We start from the raw sequence: 19,043 nt of genomic DNA, 5'->3' as shown, positions 1-19,043 counted from the left end.
TTAGTCGATGACGGCCACCTGCCCTCGCATGAGCACTCGTGCCGTGCGGAAGAGGGAGGTGGCCGTCACTGTGTCCGCGTCGAACACGGCACCGGCGGTGACCACACCCGACGGGGTAGCCAGCCGCACTTCCGGCCCGACTGCCCCGGGCCGGGAGCGCCGGATGATGCGGTTGATGATCGTGTCCGGGATCTGCGCGGGCGCGGTCTGCCATTCGTCCAGAAGTTTTGGTGTCTCGCCGGCCAGAATTGATTCGGAAGCGATCTCCACGACTCGTTGCGTCTGATCGTCATCCAGAAACGAAAACGAATTCGCGGCGTTGAGGGCAGTCATTGTCTTGCTACTTGCTCTCGCACCCTCGATCCGCAGTGCGCCGGCCGCTTTGAGCCCGAACTGCAGGCCGCTATCCAACACTCCAGGCCGAACAAAGCAGACATCCTGGATCGGATAATGCAGACTCTCTACATCGGAAAACGCAGAAACGCTGCATCGGATAATGCAGAGCAATCCAGTGAGAACTTGTACTCCCGAAGTAACACTCCTACAGACGTCACTGCACGGATGCCAGCGGCCTCAGCGTACGGATCTCGGCACGATCGCCATGGCCGCGAAGCCGAACAGAGCGACGACGGCGAAGAGGTAGAAGCCCCACGGGTAGGCGATGCCCGCGGTGACGAGGGCACCGGTGATGAAGGGGCCGACGATGGCACCGATCCGCCCGATGCCCGAGGCCATGCCCAGCGCGGTGCCGCGGGCTTGAGGCGGGTAGACGGCCGAGACGAAGGCGTAGACGAGCACCTGGGCGGAGAAGACGAAGACTCCCGTGATGAACACGGCGAGGTTGAGCAGCACCTGGCTGGTCATCGGGATCGACAGTGCGGCGAGGAAGATCGCGGCGAGGACGAACCACATGAGCACGATCTTCTTCGTCCCGTGCTTGTCGGCCAACCAGCCGGCCAGGACGAGTCCGACGACGGCGCCGATGTTCATGACGAAGAGCATGACCAGCGAATCAGAGACCTCGTAGCCGGCGTCGGCCATGATCTTCGGCAGCCAGGTGTTGAGTCCGTAGACGAGCAGGAGTCCCATGAAGCTCGCTGCCCACACGCCGATGGTCACCAGCGCGAGCTTGCCTGCGAAGAGTCCGGCCATTCCGGTCTTCACCTGTGCGTCGACAGTGCCGTCGACAGAGCCGGCCGGATCGGCGGCGTCTGCGTCCACCGCTTGTGCAGCGGCGGGGTTGCGTTTGAGTTCCTGAGCGATGAGGAAGACCTCGGACTCGGGCAGTTTCCAGATCAGAAGGGGAACCATGACGAGGCCCGCGATGCCGCCGGCGAGGAAGAGCAGGTGCCAGTTGTGGGAGTAGGCGACGGCGAGCAGGGAGATCGCCACCGCACCGGCGTGATAGCCGGTCATCGTCAGGGTCGTGGCCTTACCCGTCTTGCCGGACTTGTTGTACTCGCTGATGTAGGCGAGCGCACTGGGCATCACGGCTCCGAGGAAGAGTCCGGCGATGAACCGGCAGATGGTGAACAGTGCGACGTTCGGCGCGAATGCGACGAGCAGGGTGAAGACGCTGAAGCCGATGACGCAGCCGATGATCGCCCACCGCCGCCCGATCCGGTCGACGACGGGGCCGACGGATACGGCGCCGAGGCCGACGCCGACGAGACTGAGGGTGGCCACCATCGTGGCCGCCTCGGGGGTGAATCCGAGGGCCTCGGTTGCCAGCAGCTCGGGGATGACCGCGCCGAGGACGACGAGGTCGAAGCCCTCCAGGGCGACGGCCAGCCAGCACAGGACTGCCGGCCAGCGCCCCGCCGAGGCGAAGCCGGTCGTGGATGCGGATGGGGAGGGTGCGGACATCGATGTCTCCGAGGTGGTGTGGTGTCGGTCAGAACGGGTAGGGCGCGATGGACGAGCGCATCGTCACCCATTGGGTTTCGGTGAAGGCTTCGATATTCGCCTCGGCCCCTCCGAATCGGGATCCGTTGCCGGAGTCCTTCATCCCGCCGAAGGGGACGTTGGCTTCGTCGGAGACGGTCTGTTCGTTGATGTGGACCTTCCCTGTGTCGACGAGGTCGGCCAGGTCCATGGCCATCCCCACATCGCCGAGGATGCCGAGCGAGAGCCCGTATTCACTGTCGTTGACCATTGCGGCCGCCTCCTCCAGGGTGGAGAAGCGTGCGACGGGTGCGACGGGCCCGAAGATCTCCTGAGCCCAGGCCGGGTTCGAGGGGCTCAGGTCGGTGAGCACCGTGGGTGGGACGAAGGCACCTTCGCCCGGTCCCCCGGCGACGAGCCTCGCACCGTCGGCGGTGGCTTTGTCGAGGATGTCACGGACGTGGGTGCGCTGTTTCTCGTCGATGATCGGTCCGATCGCGACCTCCTCGGTGGCGGGGTCGCCGACCGGCAGGTTGCGAGCGCGTTCGGCCAACTGTTCGACGTACTCGTCATAGATGGAGTCGTGGACGAGGTGGCGGCCGGTGGTCATGCAGATCTGGCCCTGGTGCATCCACGATCCGAAGGCCCCCGCCGAGGTGGCCGGACCGACCTCGGCTCCGGGAAGGACGACGAGCGCATTGTTTCCACCGAGTTCGAGGTGGCAGCGCTTGAGGAGGCGACCGGCGGCTTCGCCGACCTTGCGTCCGGCCGCGGTGGACCCGGTGAAGGAGATGACGGAGACCTCGGGTGCGGCGACGACGGCTTCACCGGCGTCGAGGCCGCCGGGCAGGACCTGGAGCAGCCCTTCGGGCAGGCCCGCCTCGGCGAAGACCTTCGCGATCGCCACTCCGGCGCACACGGCGGTGCGCGGGTCCGGCTTGAGCAGGACTGCGTTGCCCAGGGCCAGAGCTGGGGCGACGGAGCGCATGGCGAGGATGAGGGGGAAGTTGAACGGGGCGATGACGGAGACGACTCCGGCGGGCACTCGGCGGGCGAAGGACCAGCGGGGTTCGTTCGAGGTCAGCACCTGGCCCTTGGGGTGGCTGGGCAGCGCGGAGGATTCATAGCAGATGGCTTCAGCGGAGGAGATCTCGAGAGCGGCCTTCGGCGGGATGGAGCCGGCTTCCCGGATGATCCAGCCGGCGAGCTCATCGGCGTGTTCGGCCCACAGGGCACCGGCGCGGCGCAGCACTGCGGCCCGTTCGGCCGGAGTGGTCTTCGCCCATTCCTTCTGTGCAGCGGCGGCTCGCGTGGCGGCGGCGGTGACGTCGTCGGCGCTGGCGGCACCGAGGCGGCCGAGGGTCTCACCGGTGGCCGGTTCGATGACGTCGTAGGTCTCTCCCGAGCCTGCGGTCCAGATGCCGGTGAAGATCTTCTCGTGCCAGTCGGTTCCCAGGAAATCAGTCATTGTCTGTCCTCACTTCTTTGTCGGGGCGGGACTGTGGTGCACCTCTCGTCAGGGTAGTGATCCGCACCACCCGAAGCCACAGTGATCCCATTCATTGAGAATCTGGCATCGGAACCGCTAGAATCCGAGGCATGGCGAACTCTCCTTCCGGCGATTCGATGATCGATCGGCTCGTGCGCGTGCTCGCATCCTTCGACCCGGACCATCAGAGCCTGAGCGCCGAGGAGATCGCAGAGCGTGCCGAGCTGCCGAAGTCGACGGCGTACCGACTGATCGGTGAGATGATGCGTCACGACCTGCTCCAGCGCGACCCCACAGGGCGCATCCGGATCGGGGTCGGAATGTGGGAGCTGTCGAACCGCGCCTCGGATGCCGTTGATCTGGCTTCGGTGGCCCGCCCGCACATGATGGGTGTGCATGAGTTCGTCGGTGAGAACACGCAGTTGGGCATCCTGCGGGAACGCGAGGTGCTCATCATCGAGCGCATGTCGGCGCCGAATGCAGTCATCCACCGGTCGAAGACCGCCGGTCGGCTGCCCGCTCATGCGTCCTCCTGTGGGCTCGTGCTTTTGGCCTACGCGCCGAAGCATCAGCGGGAGGCATATCTGCGGGGACCGCTGGCCGCGATCACGGAGAAGACGACGACGGATCCTGCCTCATTGCGCACAATGCTCACCTCGATCCGGTCTCACCATTTCGCCGAACTGTCCGGCCATATCGATGAGGGCACGACTGGCATCACGGTTCCGGTCTTCGACGCCGGCGGGGCGGCGATCGCCGGTCTCGGGGTCGTCATCGATTCGGAGCATCGGAAAGGAGTGCCTGCGATCATGCGGGTCCTGCGGACCGCCTCGGCGAGGATCACGCAAGATCTTGCGAACGATCGTCGCTTCGCCGACTGAGCAGGATCGCTGCGGCTCGGACCACGACGACTCAGATCAGCACGCCGACGATCAGGCAGAGAATTCCCAGCAGCGGCAGTGTTCCCTGTTTGAGCGCCGAGGCGAGCAGCTCGCGGCTGGAGAGCGCGAGCACCAATGCCGCGGCGACCATCGATCCGGCTCCGACGAAGACGAGGGTGAGTCCGACTTCGGCAGCGCCTGTGCCGAAGACGATGAGGCCGATGAACACGGTGAGAGCGAGGAAGAGGTTGTAGAAGCCTTGGTTGAAGGCCAGGGACTTCGTCGTCTCGGCCTCGGCTTCGGTCGTGCCGAAGGTGGCGCGGGCACGTGGACTCGTCCAGGCGATGGATTCCAGGTAGAAGATGAAGACGTGCAGGGCGGCGGCAAGGCCGGCGAGGACGAGTCCGGCGATCGTCATGCGCGGGCCGCGAATCTCGCTCGTCGCTTCTCCGCCTCCTCCTCTCGATTCTTCGGCGGCGCGTTCGTCACCAGCGCATCGAGGAGATGCTGAGTGGTGTGCGCGATCTCCTCGACCGCGGCGTCGAAAGCCTCGGCATTGGCCTGCGAGGGTTTCGTCGTCCCGGCGATCTTGCGCACGTACTGCAGAGCGGCGGCATGGACTTCGTCGGAAGTGGCTGCGGGCTCGAAATTATGGAGGGTTCTGATGTTTCTGCACATGCTGAAACGGTACTCCTCGGCACTGACACAGAACAGATCTTCCGCCGACTGCGGACGGAATTCTCGAGGATTGGAGCGCTGAGCCTTCAGTCCCTCTTAGGCCGGTAGGTGCGGCCGAAGCTGCGCGGATTGGCCTCGTCGATCGTGGCGAGTTCCCAATCGAGGCGTCGCCCACCGGGGACATCGAAGATCCGCGTTCCGTCCCCGAGGAAGACCGGGGCGACGTAGACCTGGAGTTCGTCGATGAGGTCGACCTCGAGCGCCTGCCGGGCGATATCGGCGCTGATGATCTGGATATCGCGGTCACCGGCGATCTTCTGGGCCCGCTCGACCGCCTCGGTGATGGTGCAGTTCATCGCCGTCACCGAGGCGTCTGCGGCCAATTCCTCGGGACGATGGGTGAGGATGATTTCCGTCCCCGACCACGCCCCACCGTACGGTTCGGCTGTCATCTCATCGCGGATGTCGGCCTGCGCCTTGGCCGCGTCATAGCCGCGCCGACCGGAGATGATGACCGCGACCCTCGATGCCATGTCCTCCGTGGTGCCCTCGGCGGTCTCCGCGGTCTCGCCCAGCCACGACATGTCATGGCCCGGCCCGGCGATGAACCCGTCGATCGAACAGGTGAAACCCCATGCTACTTTTCCCATCACTCCCCCTCGAGCTGGCGTAATCGGCTCTAGTGATTGCAGATTGCAATTAGTCAACCACTGTTGAGCGCCTCAATCAATGCTTGACGCAATCAAGCAGCCCCGCAGTCAGTGGAATGCTCTCCGGAATTTCATCGTTGTGCCTGATGAGGGCCACATCAGCCGGGCTCCGCAGATTTTCGAGAAAGAAGGACATCGCCATGGCAGATTTCACGAACAAGGTCGCACTCGTCACCGGTGGAGGCTCCGGACTCGGAGAGGCGATCTCCAAGGACCTCGCCTCCAAGGGCGCGAAGGTGGTCCTCACCGACATCAATCTCGACGCCGCGCAGCGCGTCGCCGATGAGATCGCCGAAGCCGGAGGAACCGCCTCGGCGATCCAGCAGGACACGTCCTCGAAGGAGGATTCGGAGAAGGTCGTTCAGTTCGCCGTCGACACCTATGGTGGGCTCAACTTCGCCGTGAACAACGCAGGCATCGGCGGCAAGCAGGTGCCCGTCGGTGAGACCGACCTCGACTCCTGGGACAAGGTCATCGACGTCAACCTCAACGGCGTGCTCTACGGCATGCGTTTCCAGATCCCGGCCATGCTCGAGTCCGGTGCGAAGGACTCCGCGATTGTCAATATGGCTTCGGTTCACGGAACCGTCGCCGCGATCAACAACGGCGCGTACACCGCCGCGAAGCACGGCGTCGTCGGCATCACGAAGAACGCCGCCGCCGAATACGGCGCGGAAGGTCTGCGCATCAACGCGGTCGGCCCCGGTTACATTACGACTCCGTTGCTGGAATCGAGCCTCGATGCCGAAACCCTTGAAGGGCTCAAGGCCAAGCACCCCCTCGGCCGCCTGGGCACCGCAGATGAAGTAGCTAAGGTGGTGTCGTTCCTGCTCTCCGACGACGCTTCGTTCGTCAGCGGCGCCTACTACCTCATCGACGGCGGCTACACCGCGGTGTGAGGCCCCCGGCCGGCGAACCGGACCTGGCGTTCAATGTTCCGTGCTGTTCAATCTCCTTGAACACCTGCGGTTCATTGAACACCGGGAATCGTCTGCCCGCGGGCCATGGTTCAGACCGACGACCAAGCAGCCGCCACCGCTTCTGCAGCCGCTTTCGCAGTCACCTGCGGTCGGCACTGATGGGCGAGATCAGTCGTCCACGCCTGCTCTGAAGGAATCGAAGCGAACGACACGGCACCCGGGCTCGTGAACGGCCCGTGACGCGAGAACAGCTCTGCGGCCTCGCTGCTGATGATCCCATTGACCGCCATCGCCCACATGTCATAGAGATCGCGAGAGGCATGTCTGTCGTTCCACGCTGCAAGTTTCGCTGCAGCGAATGCAGGAGCAGTCAACACGGTGAGCCGAGCAGGCGGCGCATCACTGTAGCGCTGTTCGATTTCTCGCCACTCGGTCGGCCAAGGTGGATATCCCTTCTGCGACAGCAGTTGAATCTGAATACGCGAATCGGCTACCGACATCACCGCAGGCTCCGAACGCCGAGTGTCAACCAGATCCGGAGTGAACGCCGGGCGGCCCAACGAGCGTCGCAGGCTCCTGCTCACCGCGGCTTGGATGAATCCGGCCACCAGCTGCCTGTCGCCGACGGCGATCAGATCGATGTCCTCAGACAGCCTCAAATCGGTCAGATGGGTGCGTGTCAGCGCAGTTCCACCGAAGAAGATGACGTCTTCAGAGACCGCTGCTGATAGAGCCGCCAGGACATGCGAAATGAGATGGTCACGGCGCACCTGGGATTCCGCGACACCGAAATCCTCAGCGATTGAGCTCGCCTCGTCTGCGTCGAGTAAACCCGGATCCGGCCCCGGCATCGGAGCCTTCGCTTCACTCATGCCTTCTGCCCCGTCCCCCGCACAATTCGTCTCACGGCGTCATTTGCTCGAACTGATCCGCCGACGACCTCGGCAAACTCGTCGAGGTCGATCTGCGGCCGCAGGTTCCTGGCCGCCTCTGCCGATGCTTCAGGGTTGCCACCCTGTGCCGGCCTCATCAGCAGGTCGAAGAGTGTCTGCTCACGAGACGCGATCAGCCCCGAGCCGAGCTCGGTCCTCTCCACTGAAGCGTCAATGCCACCCAGATCGCGATGAGCAAAATACACGGTTCCGCTTCCGACCCGAAGAGGCCTGCGCCCGGCGACAGGGATCGCCACCACCGTACTGCCGATGGCACGAGGGATCGCACCCCAGAATCGAGCAGCGCCGATCCCCATGAGAATCGCCTGTCGACTTCCGTGCCTGGACGCGGCAACCGCAAGCGCGGCGGCCTCAAGACTCGGTGACCATGTACGGGCATCCTGGCCATTCGGAGGTGCGGTGTACACCCCCCGCGCGATGCGCTTGAGCGCACCTTGGTCGACGAGGTCATCGAGTACTCTCCACGAGTTCGTCCCGAGACTTCGCGCATCCTGATAGCGCATCGTCCTCATCGGCGCACGAGCGACCGCCCTGAGGATATCGATCGCATCTGTCATTCCGACCACCTCTCAACTATGCACAAATATACCTTTTCGGTATATTTCTGCATAGTCACGCCAAAATGGTTGTGGCCCACCTCAGTGCTCGTGCCCGGCCGGCACTCCGACTTCTGCCTCCTGACCTCGCTCGATGACGACGAACTGGCCCATCATGCCCTCGTCCTCGTGCAACAGCATGTGGCAGTGATACATGTACGGCATCGTCGGGTCGGTGAAGTCCTCGAATCGCATGAGCAGCCGGTAGTCGCGATTCGGTTCGAGGTAGATCGTGTCCTTCCTTCCGCTCATCTCCACCGGCGGCGCCTCCCCATCGACCGAGAGCACGTCGAACTGCACATCATGGACATGGAAACTGTGCGGGATCGGCTGCCTGCTGCGCACTTCCCACACCTCGGTGTCGCCGACGTAGGCCACCTCGTCGATGCGGTTCATGTCCATCCGCTCACCGTTGATCTCACGTTCCTCGAGTTCGAACTTGCGGGTCCTGGCGGCCTCGGGCCCGTCCAGGGCATCCTCCTCGGCGTGCTTCGACGGCGACCACGCAGGTTCGGGAGCAGGTTTCAGGGTCTCGGCTGCGCGGAATTCGAGAACGTCGAAGGAATCGTGACCGCCCATCGTCGCCGGCACCGCCACCCCGCCGAGGTCGACCTCGGCCGAACGCATCCGCACCGTCTCGCCCGCCGAGAAGTCGACGACCACCTCGGCGCGCTCCCCCGGCGCCAGGCGGAGCCGGTCGACCTCGGTGGGTTCGCCGAGGAGTCCGCCGTCACCGGCGATGAGATCCATCGTCCGGTCGGGGAATTCGAAGGCGTAGGTTCTCGCCGTCGATCCGTTGAGCAGGCGCAGCCGCACCTTCTCCGACGCCACTTCCTGCACTCCGCCGATCGTGCCGTTGACCATGACGGTGTCGCCGAGCATCCCCGGCTCGGCACCGTCGTGCGAAAGCTCGAGCTCACCGTCCTCGAAGGATCTGTCCTGAACGATGAGCGGCAGGTCGTCGACTCCGTATTCGTCCGGCAGATCCGCCTCAGTGCTGGCATCGTCGTCGAGGATGACCATCCCGGCCAGCCCTTTGTAGACATGGTCTTCGGTCTTCCCGTGCGGATGCGGGTGGTACCACAGGGTCGCGGCCGGCTGGTCGATCGTCCAGTACGGCTTCCACGTCTGACCAGGGTCGATCATCTGGTGCGGTCCCCCGTCCATCTTCGCCGGCAGATGCATCCCGTGCCAGTGCACGCTCGTCGGTTCGTCGAGGTCGTTCGCGACGTCGACGGCGATCTTCTCCCCGCGCTCGGCCCGCAGGGTGGGCCCGAGAAATGACCCGTTGAATCCCCAGGTCTCCGTCGGCCCGTCCTGTCCGGGGAACTCCGTCGCCCCTTTCTCAGCGGTGAGGTCGAAGGTGCGCACACCGTCGTCGACCGTCGATTCCGCCAACGGCGGGATGGCCAGTTCGTTGTCGAACTCGGCCTGCGTCACCGAGGTGGTCGACACTCCGCAGGCTGCCAACCCGACCGCGACGACCACCGCAACGGCGGCACCGGCCGCGACCGAGGCATGCCTGCGCCGTTTCATCGCTGCTCCCGCTTCCCGAGCATCGCCTGGATGCCGAAGGCCGCCAGTCCGGTGAGGGCACCGATTCCGGCGCCCATTCCGAGGCTCGGGATGAGTGCCATGAACACCGCCGGCCCGGTGCTGATCAGCCCGGTCCCGGCGAGCAGTCCGCCGAATGCAAGGGTGAGGAAGCCGTGCGCCCCACCGCAGATCGTCAGGGTGAGCACGGGGCGAGCGACGCGGGCGAAGCCGACGGTCCCGATCCAGATCGCACCGGTGAGACCGAGCAGGGTCAGCGCGCGGACGGCACCGTCGCCGAGGATGGGCCACAGTCCGGTCAACGGCCACAGGAGTGCCAGAGAGGACAGACCGACGATGAGCGGCCAGGACAGAGGGCGTTTCGAATGTGTTGTCGTATTCATGTCCTCCACTCTTCCGACCGGCCAGATCTGCCACATCGGCGCTGAGGCGTCAGTTCCGCCCGCCCGAAGGCGAGACCCGCGTCGCCTGCAGGCGATCGCCGGATCGACGCCGGACGACTGCGGCGAACGCGTTTGCTCCGTAGTCTTGGACTATGGGTTCGGCAGATGCTGGTGAGACGGGTGAGGAGCGCGAGCGCCTCGAGCCGTGGCTGACCGATGCTTCTCTGGCGGTTGCGGTGACCCTGGTGATCTCGCTGGTCATCGCCGCCGATTCCGAGTCGTCCCCGCTGCCCGGCGTCGCCTGGGCCATCGGCTTCGGCGCTCTGCTGCTCCTGCGTCGCCGACTGCCGCTGGCCGTACTGGCCGTGACCGTGTTCGGGATCTTCGCCTACTACGCTCTGGATCTGCCGCCGATCGGCATGGTCCTGCCCGCTGTCGGCGCTCTCTACTCCACTGCCGAGGTGCGGCGCACCTCGTGGTCCGTGCTCGGCGCCGCCGTCCTTATCGCGGTGTCGACGTTCTACAGGTTCGATGACCTCGACCCGCGTGCCCACCTGACCGGGTACGGCTTCGTCACCGAACTGGCGTTGGCCGCCGCCGCAATCGCCCTCGGCTCCGTGGTCCGCTTGGTCCGCGAGACCCGAACGCAGTCGGCGCGCATCGCCGCCCTCACCTCCGCCGAGGAATCCCGAGCCGCCGAGGCGCGGATGCACGCCGAACGGGTGCGCATCGCCCGCGACCTCCACGACACGATCGGCCACACCCTGTCCGTGGCTTCGCTGCACACCTCCGTGGCGGGCGAGGCCGTGGACCCGGACGACCGTGCGGCCGCACTCGAACGGGTGCGCGGTGCCACCTCGGAGGCACTGAGGGAACTGCGTCGCACAGTCAGAGTCCTCCGCGAGGAGTCCGCGGGCGAGACCGACCCGGGTCCCGCCTCGGCGTTGGGGTTGGCTTCGATCTCCTCCGTCATCGAGGCGGCCCGCGCCGCCGGCCTCGACGTCACGGTCGACCTCGACGTCGACCCCGGACAGCTGCCGCGGGCCGTCGACGCCGCGGCATTTCGGATCGTTCAGGAATCGGTGACGAACGTGCTCCGCCATTCCGGGGCGGACGTGGCCCGTGTCTCCGCGCATGTACGTGCCGACGAGCTCATCGTGCGCATCGTCGACAACGGTTACGGCGGAACCGTCGATCCGGAGCCCGGTGCCGGCATCCGCGGGATGAGGGAACGGGCGGGACTGCTCGGTGGTCGCCTCGGTGTCGGGCCGAACGACGAAGGGTTCACTGTGACCGCGCACCTGCCGATCGATGTCGAGGAGGAACCATGACCGAGGTGATCCGCGTCGTCATCGTCGACGATCAGGAACTCGTTCGGGCCGGTCTGCGGCCCCTGGCCGAACGCGACGGTGACATCACGGTCGTCGCCGAGGCGGCGAACGGAAGGTCAGGCCTGTCGCATGTGCGGGAGCTGCGCCCCGACGTCGTGCTCATGGATATCCGCATGCCCGTCATGGACGGGATTGAAGCGACGCGGGCCATCGTTGACGACGCTGCGTTGAACGGGGTCAGGGTGCTCATGCTCACCACCTTCGACGAGGACGAGAACGTCTTCGCCGCCATTCGGGCGGGAGCCGCCGGGTACTTGCTCAAGGATGTCTCTCCCAGCGATCTGCGCGCCGCGATCCGCGCTGTCGCCGCCGGTGATGCCCTGCTGTCACCATCGGTCACCGCCGGGGTCATGCGGGCCGTCGCCGAGGGACATTCCCCCGATCCGATCGGCCATGGACTCGATGAGCTGACGGAGCGGGAGGTCGAGGTCCTCAGCGGAATCGGGCGTGGGCTGACCAATGACGAGATCGCCGCCGAACTCTTCCTCAGCCCCGCCACGGCTCGCACTTACGTCAGCCGGCTGCTCACTCGCCTCGATGCCCGGGACCGTGCCGCGCTCATCGTGCTCGCCTATGAGACGGGGTTGGTCCGGCCCGGCGATGCCACCCCTCGCTGATCGACGACTGCTCCCATCGAACGTCCTCAGAGCACCCAGTGCACACTCTGTTTGCAGGCGTAGCGTGGCAGGCACAGCCCAAAAGGTTTGGACCGTGGACGACAACACAAGGTGATCGACCATGAGCACGACACAGACCTATCAATATCCGAAGACCCTGGCGGTGGTCCTCGGCAAGAGGGCGGCACTGTTCCTCTTCATCGGCGTCCTCGGGTTCCTCCTCGTCAAGATCGTCGGCCCGATCCTGCAGTCCGGCCCCGAGTATGTCGTCGAGGCCGTCGTCTCCGGGATTCCGCTGCTCATCGCCGCCGGCAGCGCTATCGCCGCGCTGACTTTGGCGATCGTGCACAGAGTGCGTCACAAGGCTGCGTGAATACTGCCCCACATGGGTTCACTCCGGGTGCGCGACGATATTGAACACGTTGCCGTCGGGTGCGCGGACGAAGAACCGTCGCACTCCCCATTCTTCGTGGGTGAGCGGGTGGACGATCTCGATGCCCTGCTCCTGGGCTTCGGCGAAGGCAACGTCGACGTCCTCGACGAGCACCGAGGCCACGGGATTCGTCTGCCCCGTCTCATCCTCGGTGAGCACCTGCACGCTGGCGCCGGTTTCCGGGGAGGTGAAGCGTGCGACCCAGCCGAGGTTGAATTCCTCACTGCTCAGCCCGAGGAAGCCCGAATAGAACTCCCGCGCGGCGTCGATGTTGTCGACAGCGATGTCCGGGATGATCCTGTTGACCTTCATGGCATCACCACTGATCGTGGTCGAAGATCTGGCAGAACACGCTCGTCATCTGATCGCTGAAGAGGACGAACTGGACCTCATCGATCGATTCCCAGCGCCCGCGGGACCGGCCGTCGACGATGACACTGTGAGCCGCCTCGGCGACGTCTCTGGGCGACCAACCGTAGACTCCGCCGCCGATGGCGGGGAAGGCTATCGAGGTCGCACCGAGCTCCTCGGCGAGGTTGAGGCTCGATTCGAAACAAGACTCGAGGATCTCCGGGTCCGCCTCGCCCGCGTTCCGGTTCGGTCCGACAGTGTGGATGACCCAGCGGGCGGGCAGATCTCCCGCCGAGGTGGCCACGGCCTGGCCCGGCGGCAGACCGCGCACATGGGTCGTCTGTCTGACCTCGCGGCAGGCTTCGAGGAGCGCGGGACCGGCCGCGCGGTGGATGGCTCCGTCGACCCCGCCGCCACCGAGCAGGGACGAATTCGCGGCGTTGACGATCGCGTCGACGGCCACCTCGGTGATATCGCCTTCGAGAACCGTGATCTTCATGTCTTGAGTCTAGACATCGGCACTGACATTGCCCACCGTTTCGGGCGTAACCTGAGGTCAGCGCGAAGGAGGGCTCATGTGCAGACTGCTCGGGTTCATCTCCCCCACCCCGACTACGGCCGGGGATCTCATCGGGACCGATGAGTGCAGGCAATGGCAATCGATGGGGACCGTCCACGATGACGGATGGGGCACGGCATGGATCGACACCCGCGCCGAGGCGGTCGCACGGTTCCGCACGCCCACGGAAGGGGCGGATGATCCCCGGTTGGCCCGGGCATTGGACACGGATGTCAGTGAAGGTCGGATCTGCCACCTGCGGATGGCGACGACGGGGCTGGCCGACCTCGAGGAGAACACGCACCCGTTCCTCGCCGACGGTGTGGCGATGGCGCACAACGGTTCTGTGCACCCGATCGAACGACTGCGCGAATTCGTCAGCGTCGCCGAGGCGGACGAGGTGGGCGGAACGACGGATTCGGCGATCATCTTCGCCCTTGTTCTGCGGCGGCTGCGGCAGGGTGAGTCGCTGCTCGGATCCGTGGTCGGGACAGTGCGGATGCTGCGGGCCGGCTTCGACCACCCGGGCATGAATCTGCTTTTCCTCACTCTCACAGAGATGATCGTCGTCCACGCCACCGCGGGCACGCAGGTGCCGTATCTGCAGGGCCCACTGCCGCCGGATCATCACGATCACTACTACCGGATGAGCTGGCGGCGTTTTCCCGACAACGCAATGATCGTGTCCTCCTCGGGGCTCGACCACAAGGGGTGGAGCCTCATCGAGCAGAACACGATCATGCGGCTGACCGTCGCCGATGGGGCGGAGACGATCGTCAGACTGTAGGCGTTCGGCCGGGGTGGGGCCGTCAGGCCGGTCAGGCTTTCTGGACGGTGATGGTCCAGCTGGCGTCGGTGACCCGGTCGAAGTGGGTGACGGGGTAGCCGTTCTCGGCGGCCCACTGCGGGATCGCCTCGGTGGCCTGGGTGCAGTCGAAGTTGATGACGAGTTCGTCACCGGCGGTGAGACCGTTCATCGCTTCTTTGGCTTCGACGAGTGGGAAGGGGCAGACCTGGCCGTCGGTTTCGAGTACTTGCTTCATACTGTCCTGCTTTCTGCCGCGGGCGCTGCGACCTGCGACTGCTTCGGTTTGATTGTGGCCTTCGCCGCGATTCCGGCGCCGGCGATCATGAAGACCATGGACACCCAGCCCTGGTATTCGAATTGGGCGGTCGAGACCATGGCGTTGCCGACGGTGCAGCCGCCGGCGATGGCCGCGCCGACGCCCATACCGATTCCGCCGATGATCGACTTGATGATCGTGCCCTTGTCCGGCACGCGGACCCGGAACTCGCCGGAGGCCTTGGCGGCGATGAAGGAGCCGACGAGGATGCCGATGACGAGCATGACACCCCAGTCGATGAGCTGTGTGTCACCGGTGGTGAGGAACCCGGTGAGGTTCGCCGAGGGGGTGGTGATGCCCAGACCGGAGTTGCGGCCCGTGGCGGCAGAGAGCGGCCAGGCGATCGTGGCGATGATGCCGATGACCACGGCGGTGGCGAAGGGGTTCCAGCGCTTCTCGGTGAGCAGGTGCGCCAGACCGGTCTTGCGCGGCGGCAGGGCTGCCATCGGGGCCTTGAGTTTGCGATTGTGATGGACGGCCAGCCAGATGGCGATCGCTGAGATGACGGCGACGAAGACCCAGGGGCTCAGCCCGGTGCTCGCCTGCAGGGTGCCGTTGTCCAGGGTGATCGAGCGGATTTCGTCGGTGAAGCCGGCGAGAGGGCCGAGCTTCATGACAGCGGAGAACAGCGCGTAGAAGATGAGGGCGAACCAGCTGCCGACGAGTCCTTCACCCGCTCGGTAATAGGTGCCCGTCGCACAGCCTCCGGCGAAGACGATGGAGAAGCCGAAGATCAGTCCGCCGACGATCGAGGCCAACCACGGGAACGGTGTGGCCTCAAGACTGATGACCCCGAAGCTGTTGAGCAGGAACAAGCCGATGGAGTGGACGGCGATGAGGACGATGAGGGCTGAGAACCAGCGCGTGTTCCCCGTCAGGGAGAGGTCGCGGAAAGCTCCGGTCACGCAGAAGCGCCCACGCTGGAGGACGAATCCGAGGACGAGGCCGACGATGAGTCCGGTGATGATCATTGAGCTGCTTTCTGTTCACGGCAGGTTCGCGGACGAACACAACAGTTGCCCATTTTGCTCAACAATCCGGGGCGAGTCAACCGGGGGTCAGGTTAGCGCCCGCGCCTTAGTTGCACCGAAGCGCCAACCCCACAACGAGAGTCACCCCATGTCCGTTGACTGTCATCGAATTGCCGGCCCAATTGCCCACGGGCATCGCTTGCACGGTCATCTCATAGGTGGAGATGTTCAGCAGTGACGGATCTTTGAACGTGATGGTGGTATCGGTCGTCGTGTATTCGTAGGTCGTGCTCGTCAGCAACCTTCTCTTCACAACTGTGACCTTGTAGACGATCTGCACCTCACCGACCTGAGCTGGTGGTGACCAGTCGAGCCTGAGCTCGCTCCCCAGCAGCGTGAGGAGTACCGAGTTATCAGTGCACCTCAAATCTGAAATGTCTAGCGAACCAGCGTTGAGTTCCCCCTGGCTCGTCTTCGAATCAGTCCACCCGGCGAGCGTGCCGTTGACCGCGACCGGACCCGCGACGAGGGCGAGCAAGGCGACGACCGCCAACAGCAGACGGGCCCGTTTCCATGATGGCCGCGGCGAAGTTCTGCCTGTCATGACACCCTCGCTTTCCGCGTTCTCGAGACGATTGCCGAACCAGTGACCACGAGCAGTAACGCAGCGAGCAGAATCCACTGCCAACCGTCGATTCCGGTCCGCGGGAGATCACCAGATTTGTCACCATCGGAATCAGAGTCAGAATCACCTGGCGCAGAAGGATCACTGGGGTCACCCGGATCTCCGGGCCCCGTCGAGACCTCGTCGCCAAGGCCTTCAGCGAGCACACGCACCCCCGCCGTGGAACCAGCAACCGCCTGAGCATCGGCCCCGGCGTCGAGAGCAGCGGTCACTTCGACTCGGCGAGAGTCCTCGCTGTCCATGTCCAACAGCTTGCGCCCTCCGTCGGCTGCGGACTCCAATTCGCTGAGCAACATCCCGCTGGCCAGCAGTTCCGAGCCGGTCGGACACGGGGCTTCCGCTTCGGTCATCTTGCATGACCGCACGTCGATGAACAGCGAATCGGCCAAAGCCTCAGTCGACACTCCAGACCCGATCGAGACCGTTATATTCCCGGCTTCGGGAGCATCAGCCCAGATATCGACCGTCCATTTCGCCGATGCCCCTGGCCCGAGATTGCGCATCTTCTCGACATCGCCGAAATCACGCATACGCAGGATGTCATCCGTCGTTTCTGCCGACGCGGACACGTCGTGGTCCGCACCTGCGCCGAGGACATCCTCGGCGAACGATGCCTCCGGCACTGCGTGCCCTCCGACGGCCACGGCCACCACCACCGGCAGCGCGATGGCATGCCGCGGTGACCGCGCACGGGGGCGGGTTGCCTCGGCGAGGGCGTCGTCGTCTTCCTCTTCTCGGCGTGGCCAGAAGGCCCACACGACGAGGAGGCTCGCCGCGACCGTGATGCCGCCGAGCAGGAGCGGATTGCGCCACTGCTGAAGGATAGGAGCGACCCCGGGGACGGAGAACATCACCGTCCGGACAGTCTCGGCGGTGTAGGGGTCAGGGTCTTTCTCGGAGTTCGCGTCGCCCTTCATCTCAAAGGACACGGCACCGGTGGAGTCGTCAATGCTCTGGATCTCGGTGACGCGGTGGGTCACCGGCAGGACCTTCTCACCGCGATCGACGGTGACGATGTCGCCGACCTTCATGTCCTTTGCGGGGATCTCACGAACGAGAGAGGCCGATCCGGCCGGGATCGTCGGACTCATCGACCCGGTCTTGAACATGATGATCGACACGTTGAACACGAAGCTGAGGATGACGAGCACGATGCAGACCACGCCGAGAACAGCGAGGATGTTGAGCACGGCCCCGCCCAGCCATGAACCCACGCTGTCCTTCGCCGCCATGGTCAGTTCTCCGGCGCGACGGACTCGGCGTCGAACGTCCAGGTGTGAGTTGCCGACTGTCCCTGCGCGTTGGTCGAGGCATCACTCGGCAGGCTCACTTCGAAGCAATAGGCCTGGATCGAGGCACTGGCAGCCTCGAGAGTCGGCTCATTGGTGCTGGTATTCGCAGTCGTCAATGCCACGGTGCTCGACTCCCCGCCGAACACATAGGTCGCCGAGCCGTTGAAGTTCCCGGCACCACAGGCGAACCCGGAGACGTCGCCTGCGGAAATGTTCTGAGTCACCGCCCGATACTTCAGTGCGCCGGCCATGGCGTTCGGGCTGTCGATTCCGTTGCCCCTGACTGTGAGTGCACCAGCGATGGACGTGTCTGGACTGGTTCGCACAAACACGGGGGCGTAGACCTTCGACCCCGGAAACATCGGTGCGGAATCGAAGGTCATCTCATTGGTGCTGGTCCACTGGTCATCGATCGACAGCTCGATGTTGAACGTCCCGGCCTCGAACGACCCGTCAGCGGTTTCATTGTCCGTCCACGCGGCGACCGTGGCCGTCGCGCCCACGCCGAAGACGAGGCCGCCAGCGAGAATCGCCTTGATGCGGCGGCCTCGCAGCTGCCGCCGCTGAAGATTCCTGCGTCGCTGACGCATCTGCCGTCGACTGACCGGGCGGGCATCATCAGGCACCCGCCCGGTCGAGAAGAGCCTGCGAAGCGACGAGAAGTGGAAAGGCATGAATCAGGTCTGCGTGATCATTCAGCCGAGGTCGCGGTGAACCCCCACTGCGCAGTGGTGTTCTGCCCCTGCTCCAGCGAGTCGCCGGCGGTGACCTGGAAGCACAGAGTGACCCGGTCGCCGGTCGCAGTGTCTGCGCCCGCGGAGAGGTTGAAATCAGCAGCTCCCGCGGTCGAGTCCAGCGCCGTTCCCTCGGGCACAATCGACGTGCCCTCTGCGGTGGCCGAGCAGTCCCCTACCGAGGCGACCTGAACGATCGCGTAGGTCAGCGCCGCAGCGTTGTCCCCGCCACCTGCTGCCGAGGTGAGAGCGACGGTCGAGTCATAGCTCGTCGGTCCGTCGAGGCGCAGCACGAAAGGTGCCGCCACGGTATCGCCGGGCGACATGTTGTTCCCGCCGTCGAGGTCGAAGGTCAAGGCCGCGGCACCGTCACTGCTCTCATGATCGGCGAAGTCGGTTCCATTGGTGCTGCCCTGAACGTTGAACGAGCCGGCACCGAAGGTGCCTTCAGCCCACTCATTGTCGGTCCAGGCCGCCAGCGTCACGGCAGCGCCGACGCCGAGGACGATGCCACCGGCGAGGATGGCTTTGAATTTGCGCGAACGCGTCTTGGTTGTCGTCACAATGACTCCTCATCTGCGGCGCATCAGCGCCTCTGTTCTGCGGCGCACCAGCGCCAAGGTCACAAAGAAATGAAGCGGGTAATGACTTCATTGTGACTGCTGAATTACTTTACAGATACTTTTAGACACCACTTCTATTATCTGTTATTGAATGGTTACCAAGCGGCCACCTCAGCGCTCTCAGACCGGCCCGCGCTATCGCGCCTCCAGAAGCGCCTGACTCCCATTCATTGAGAACGCCATCGCTTCGTGTCCGTGACTCGGCGCACACTGTT

Annotated in this window: 24 protein-coding genes; 6 read left to right on the top strand and 18 right to left on the bottom strand. The window is 64.8% G+C overall.

All coding sequences use genetic code 11. The annotated features are described in order from the left end of the window. The 3 genes from QYM46_RS04360 to QYM46_RS04350 form a co-directional block, all read right to left on the bottom strand. Entirely contained in the window at positions 1-333 is a 333-nt protein-coding gene (locus QYM46_RS04360) for a hypothetical protein (RefSeq protein ID WP_248279105.1), read from the bottom strand. 240 nt (positions 334-573) lie between these two features. Further along, on the bottom strand, positions 574-1,866 hold the full coding sequence (locus QYM46_RS04355) for an MFS transporter (RefSeq protein ID WP_169251476.1): 1,293 nt from the start codon (positions 1,864-1,866) through the stop codon (positions 574-576). 28 nt (positions 1,867-1,894) lie between these two features. Further along, positions 1,895-3,352: a benzaldehyde dehydrogenase gene (locus QYM46_RS04350; protein WP_169251475.1), complete on the bottom strand. Its 1,458-nt coding sequence runs from the start codon at positions 3,350-3,352 to the stop codon at positions 1,895-1,897. 131 nt (positions 3,353-3,483) lie between these two features. Between QYM46_RS04350 and QYM46_RS04345 the strand changes: the two genes are divergently transcribed. Then, positions 3,484-4,254: an IclR family transcriptional regulator gene (locus QYM46_RS04345; RefSeq protein WP_169251474.1), complete on the top strand. Its 771-nt coding sequence runs from the start codon at positions 3,484-3,486 to the stop codon at positions 4,252-4,254. Between the two features lie 31 nt (positions 4,255-4,285). On the opposite strand, the gene QYM46_RS04340 is transcribed toward QYM46_RS04345, so the two are convergent. The 3 genes from QYM46_RS04340 to QYM46_RS04330 form a co-directional block, all read right to left on the bottom strand. Beyond that, positions 4,286-4,672 (bottom strand): DUF1304 domain-containing protein, encoded by a 387-nt coding sequence (locus QYM46_RS04340; RefSeq protein WP_432791002.1) that lies wholly within the window; start codon positions 4,670-4,672, stop codon positions 4,286-4,288. Next, entirely contained in the window at positions 4,669-4,932 is a 264-nt protein-coding gene (locus QYM46_RS04335) for a DUF2277 domain-containing protein (protein ID WP_039207958.1), read from the bottom strand. The genes QYM46_RS04340 and QYM46_RS04335 overlap by 4 nt, the downstream gene beginning before the upstream one ends. An 86-nt stretch (positions 4,933-5,018) precedes the next feature. After that, a complete protein-coding gene (locus QYM46_RS04330; RefSeq protein WP_432791001.1) occupies positions 5,019-5,582 on the bottom strand; it encodes a dihydrofolate reductase family protein in 564 nt (187 codons plus the stop codon). Positions 5,583-5,782: 200 nt separating this feature from the next. Between QYM46_RS04330 and QYM46_RS04325 the strand changes: the two genes are divergently transcribed. Next, positions 5,783-6,541: an SDR family NAD(P)-dependent oxidoreductase gene (locus QYM46_RS04325; protein WP_169251471.1), complete on the top strand. Its 759-nt coding sequence runs from the start codon at positions 5,783-5,785 to the stop codon at positions 6,539-6,541. A gap of 110 nt (positions 6,542-6,651) precedes the next feature. On the opposite strand, the gene QYM46_RS04320 is transcribed toward QYM46_RS04325, so the two are convergent. From QYM46_RS04320 to QYM46_RS04305, 4 genes are all read right to left on the bottom strand, one after another. Further along, on the bottom strand, positions 6,652-7,434 hold the full coding sequence (locus QYM46_RS04320) for a nucleotidyl transferase AbiEii/AbiGii toxin family protein (protein ID WP_432790999.1): 783 nt from the start codon (positions 7,432-7,434) through the stop codon (positions 6,652-6,654). Then, positions 7,431-8,072, bottom strand: coding sequence for a hypothetical protein (locus QYM46_RS04315; RefSeq protein ID WP_432790998.1), 642 nt, complete (start codon positions 8,070-8,072; stop codon positions 7,431-7,433). Before QYM46_RS04315 ends, QYM46_RS04320 begins: the two co-directional genes overlap by 4 nt. Before the next feature lie 81 nt (positions 8,073-8,153). Continuing rightward, a complete protein-coding gene (locus tag QYM46_RS04310; RefSeq protein ID WP_432790997.1) occupies positions 8,154-9,647 on the bottom strand; it encodes a multicopper oxidase family protein in 1,494 nt (497 codons plus the stop codon). Beyond that, on the bottom strand, positions 9,644-10,048 hold the full coding sequence (locus tag QYM46_RS04305; protein WP_432790996.1) for a hypothetical protein: 405 nt from the start codon (positions 10,046-10,048) through the stop codon (positions 9,644-9,646). Before QYM46_RS04305 ends, QYM46_RS04310 begins: the two co-directional genes overlap by 4 nt. Positions 10,049-10,200: 152 nt before the next feature. Here QYM46_RS04305 and QYM46_RS04300 point away from each other — a divergent pair, with 152 nt between their 5' ends. The 3 genes from QYM46_RS04300 to QYM46_RS04290 all read left to right on the top strand — a co-directional run bounded on the left by QYM46_RS04300 (position 10,201) and on the right by QYM46_RS04290 (position 12,429). Further along, a complete protein-coding gene (locus tag QYM46_RS04300; RefSeq protein WP_432790995.1) occupies positions 10,201-11,379 on the top strand; it encodes a sensor histidine kinase in 1,179 nt (392 codons plus the stop codon). Positions 11,380-11,384: 5 nt separating this feature from the next. Further along, positions 11,385-12,056 carry a response regulator gene (locus tag QYM46_RS04295; RefSeq protein ID WP_211168113.1) on the top strand — a complete coding sequence of 224 codons (672 nt, stop codon included), beginning with the start codon at positions 11,385-11,387 and terminating at the stop codon, positions 12,054-12,056. A gap of 121 nt (positions 12,057-12,177) precedes the next feature. Further along, a complete protein-coding gene (locus tag QYM46_RS04290; protein ID WP_169251465.1) occupies positions 12,178-12,429 on the top strand; it encodes a hypothetical protein in 252 nt (83 codons plus the stop codon). A gap of 18 nt (positions 12,430-12,447) precedes the next feature. On the opposite strand, the gene QYM46_RS04285 is transcribed toward QYM46_RS04290, so the two are convergent. After that, positions 12,448-12,801, bottom strand: a complete 354-nt coding sequence (locus tag QYM46_RS04285; protein ID WP_432790994.1) for a VOC family protein — start codon at positions 12,799-12,801, stop codon at positions 12,448-12,450. 4 nt (positions 12,802-12,805) lie between these two features. Further along, positions 12,806-13,339: an O-acetyl-ADP-ribose deacetylase gene (locus QYM46_RS04280; protein ID WP_169251463.1), complete on the bottom strand. Its 534-nt coding sequence runs from the start codon at positions 13,337-13,339 to the stop codon at positions 12,806-12,808. Between the two features lie 76 nt (positions 13,340-13,415). Between QYM46_RS04280 and QYM46_RS04275 the strand changes: the two genes are divergently transcribed. After that, positions 13,416-14,186, top strand: a complete 771-nt coding sequence (locus QYM46_RS04275; RefSeq protein WP_432790993.1) for a class II glutamine amidotransferase — start codon at positions 13,416-13,418, stop codon at positions 14,184-14,186. 31 nt (positions 14,187-14,217) lie between these two features. Here the strand turns inward: QYM46_RS04275 and QYM46_RS04270 are convergent, their stop codons facing one another. From QYM46_RS04270 to QYM46_RS04245, 6 genes are all read right to left on the bottom strand, one after another. Next, positions 14,218-14,442, bottom strand: a complete 225-nt coding sequence (locus QYM46_RS04270; RefSeq protein ID WP_169251461.1) for a sulfurtransferase TusA family protein — start codon at positions 14,440-14,442, stop codon at positions 14,218-14,220. Further along, positions 14,439-15,494 (bottom strand): YeeE/YedE family protein, encoded by a 1,056-nt coding sequence (locus QYM46_RS04265; RefSeq protein ID WP_432790992.1) that lies wholly within the window; start codon positions 15,492-15,494, stop codon positions 14,439-14,441. The genes QYM46_RS04270 and QYM46_RS04265 overlap by 4 nt, the downstream gene beginning before the upstream one ends. 106 nt (positions 15,495-15,600) lie before the next feature. Continuing rightward, positions 15,601-16,047: a hypothetical protein gene (locus QYM46_RS04260; protein WP_432790991.1), complete on the bottom strand. Its 447-nt coding sequence runs from the start codon at positions 16,045-16,047 to the stop codon at positions 15,601-15,603. 47 nt (positions 16,048-16,094) lie between these two features. Further along, the gene (locus tag QYM46_RS04255; protein ID WP_432790989.1) at positions 16,095-17,393 is read right to left on the bottom strand and encodes a signal peptidase I; all 1,299 of its coding nucleotides are present in this window, start codon (positions 17,391-17,393) and stop codon (positions 16,095-16,097) included. A gap of 20 nt (positions 17,394-17,413) precedes the next feature. Then, on the bottom strand, positions 17,414-18,145 hold the full coding sequence (locus tag QYM46_RS04250) for a SipW-dependent-type signal peptide-containing protein (RefSeq protein WP_432790988.1): 732 nt from the start codon (positions 18,143-18,145) through the stop codon (positions 17,414-17,416). A 17-nt stretch (positions 18,146-18,162) separates the two neighbouring features. Next, positions 18,163-18,768, bottom strand: a complete 606-nt coding sequence (locus QYM46_RS04245; protein ID WP_432790987.1) for a SipW-dependent-type signal peptide-containing protein — start codon at positions 18,766-18,768, stop codon at positions 18,163-18,165. Positions 18,769-19,043: the final 275 nt, after the last annotated feature.

This window comes from Brevibacterium sp. K11IcPPYGO002 (assembly GCF_050920635.1).
In the GTDB taxonomy this organism is placed as follows: domain Bacteria; phylum Actinomycetota; class Actinomycetes; order Actinomycetales; family Brevibacteriaceae; genus Brevibacterium.
The sequence above is the reverse complement of the archived record's forward strand: the minus strand, read 5'-3'. Positions and strand labels throughout refer to the sequence as shown.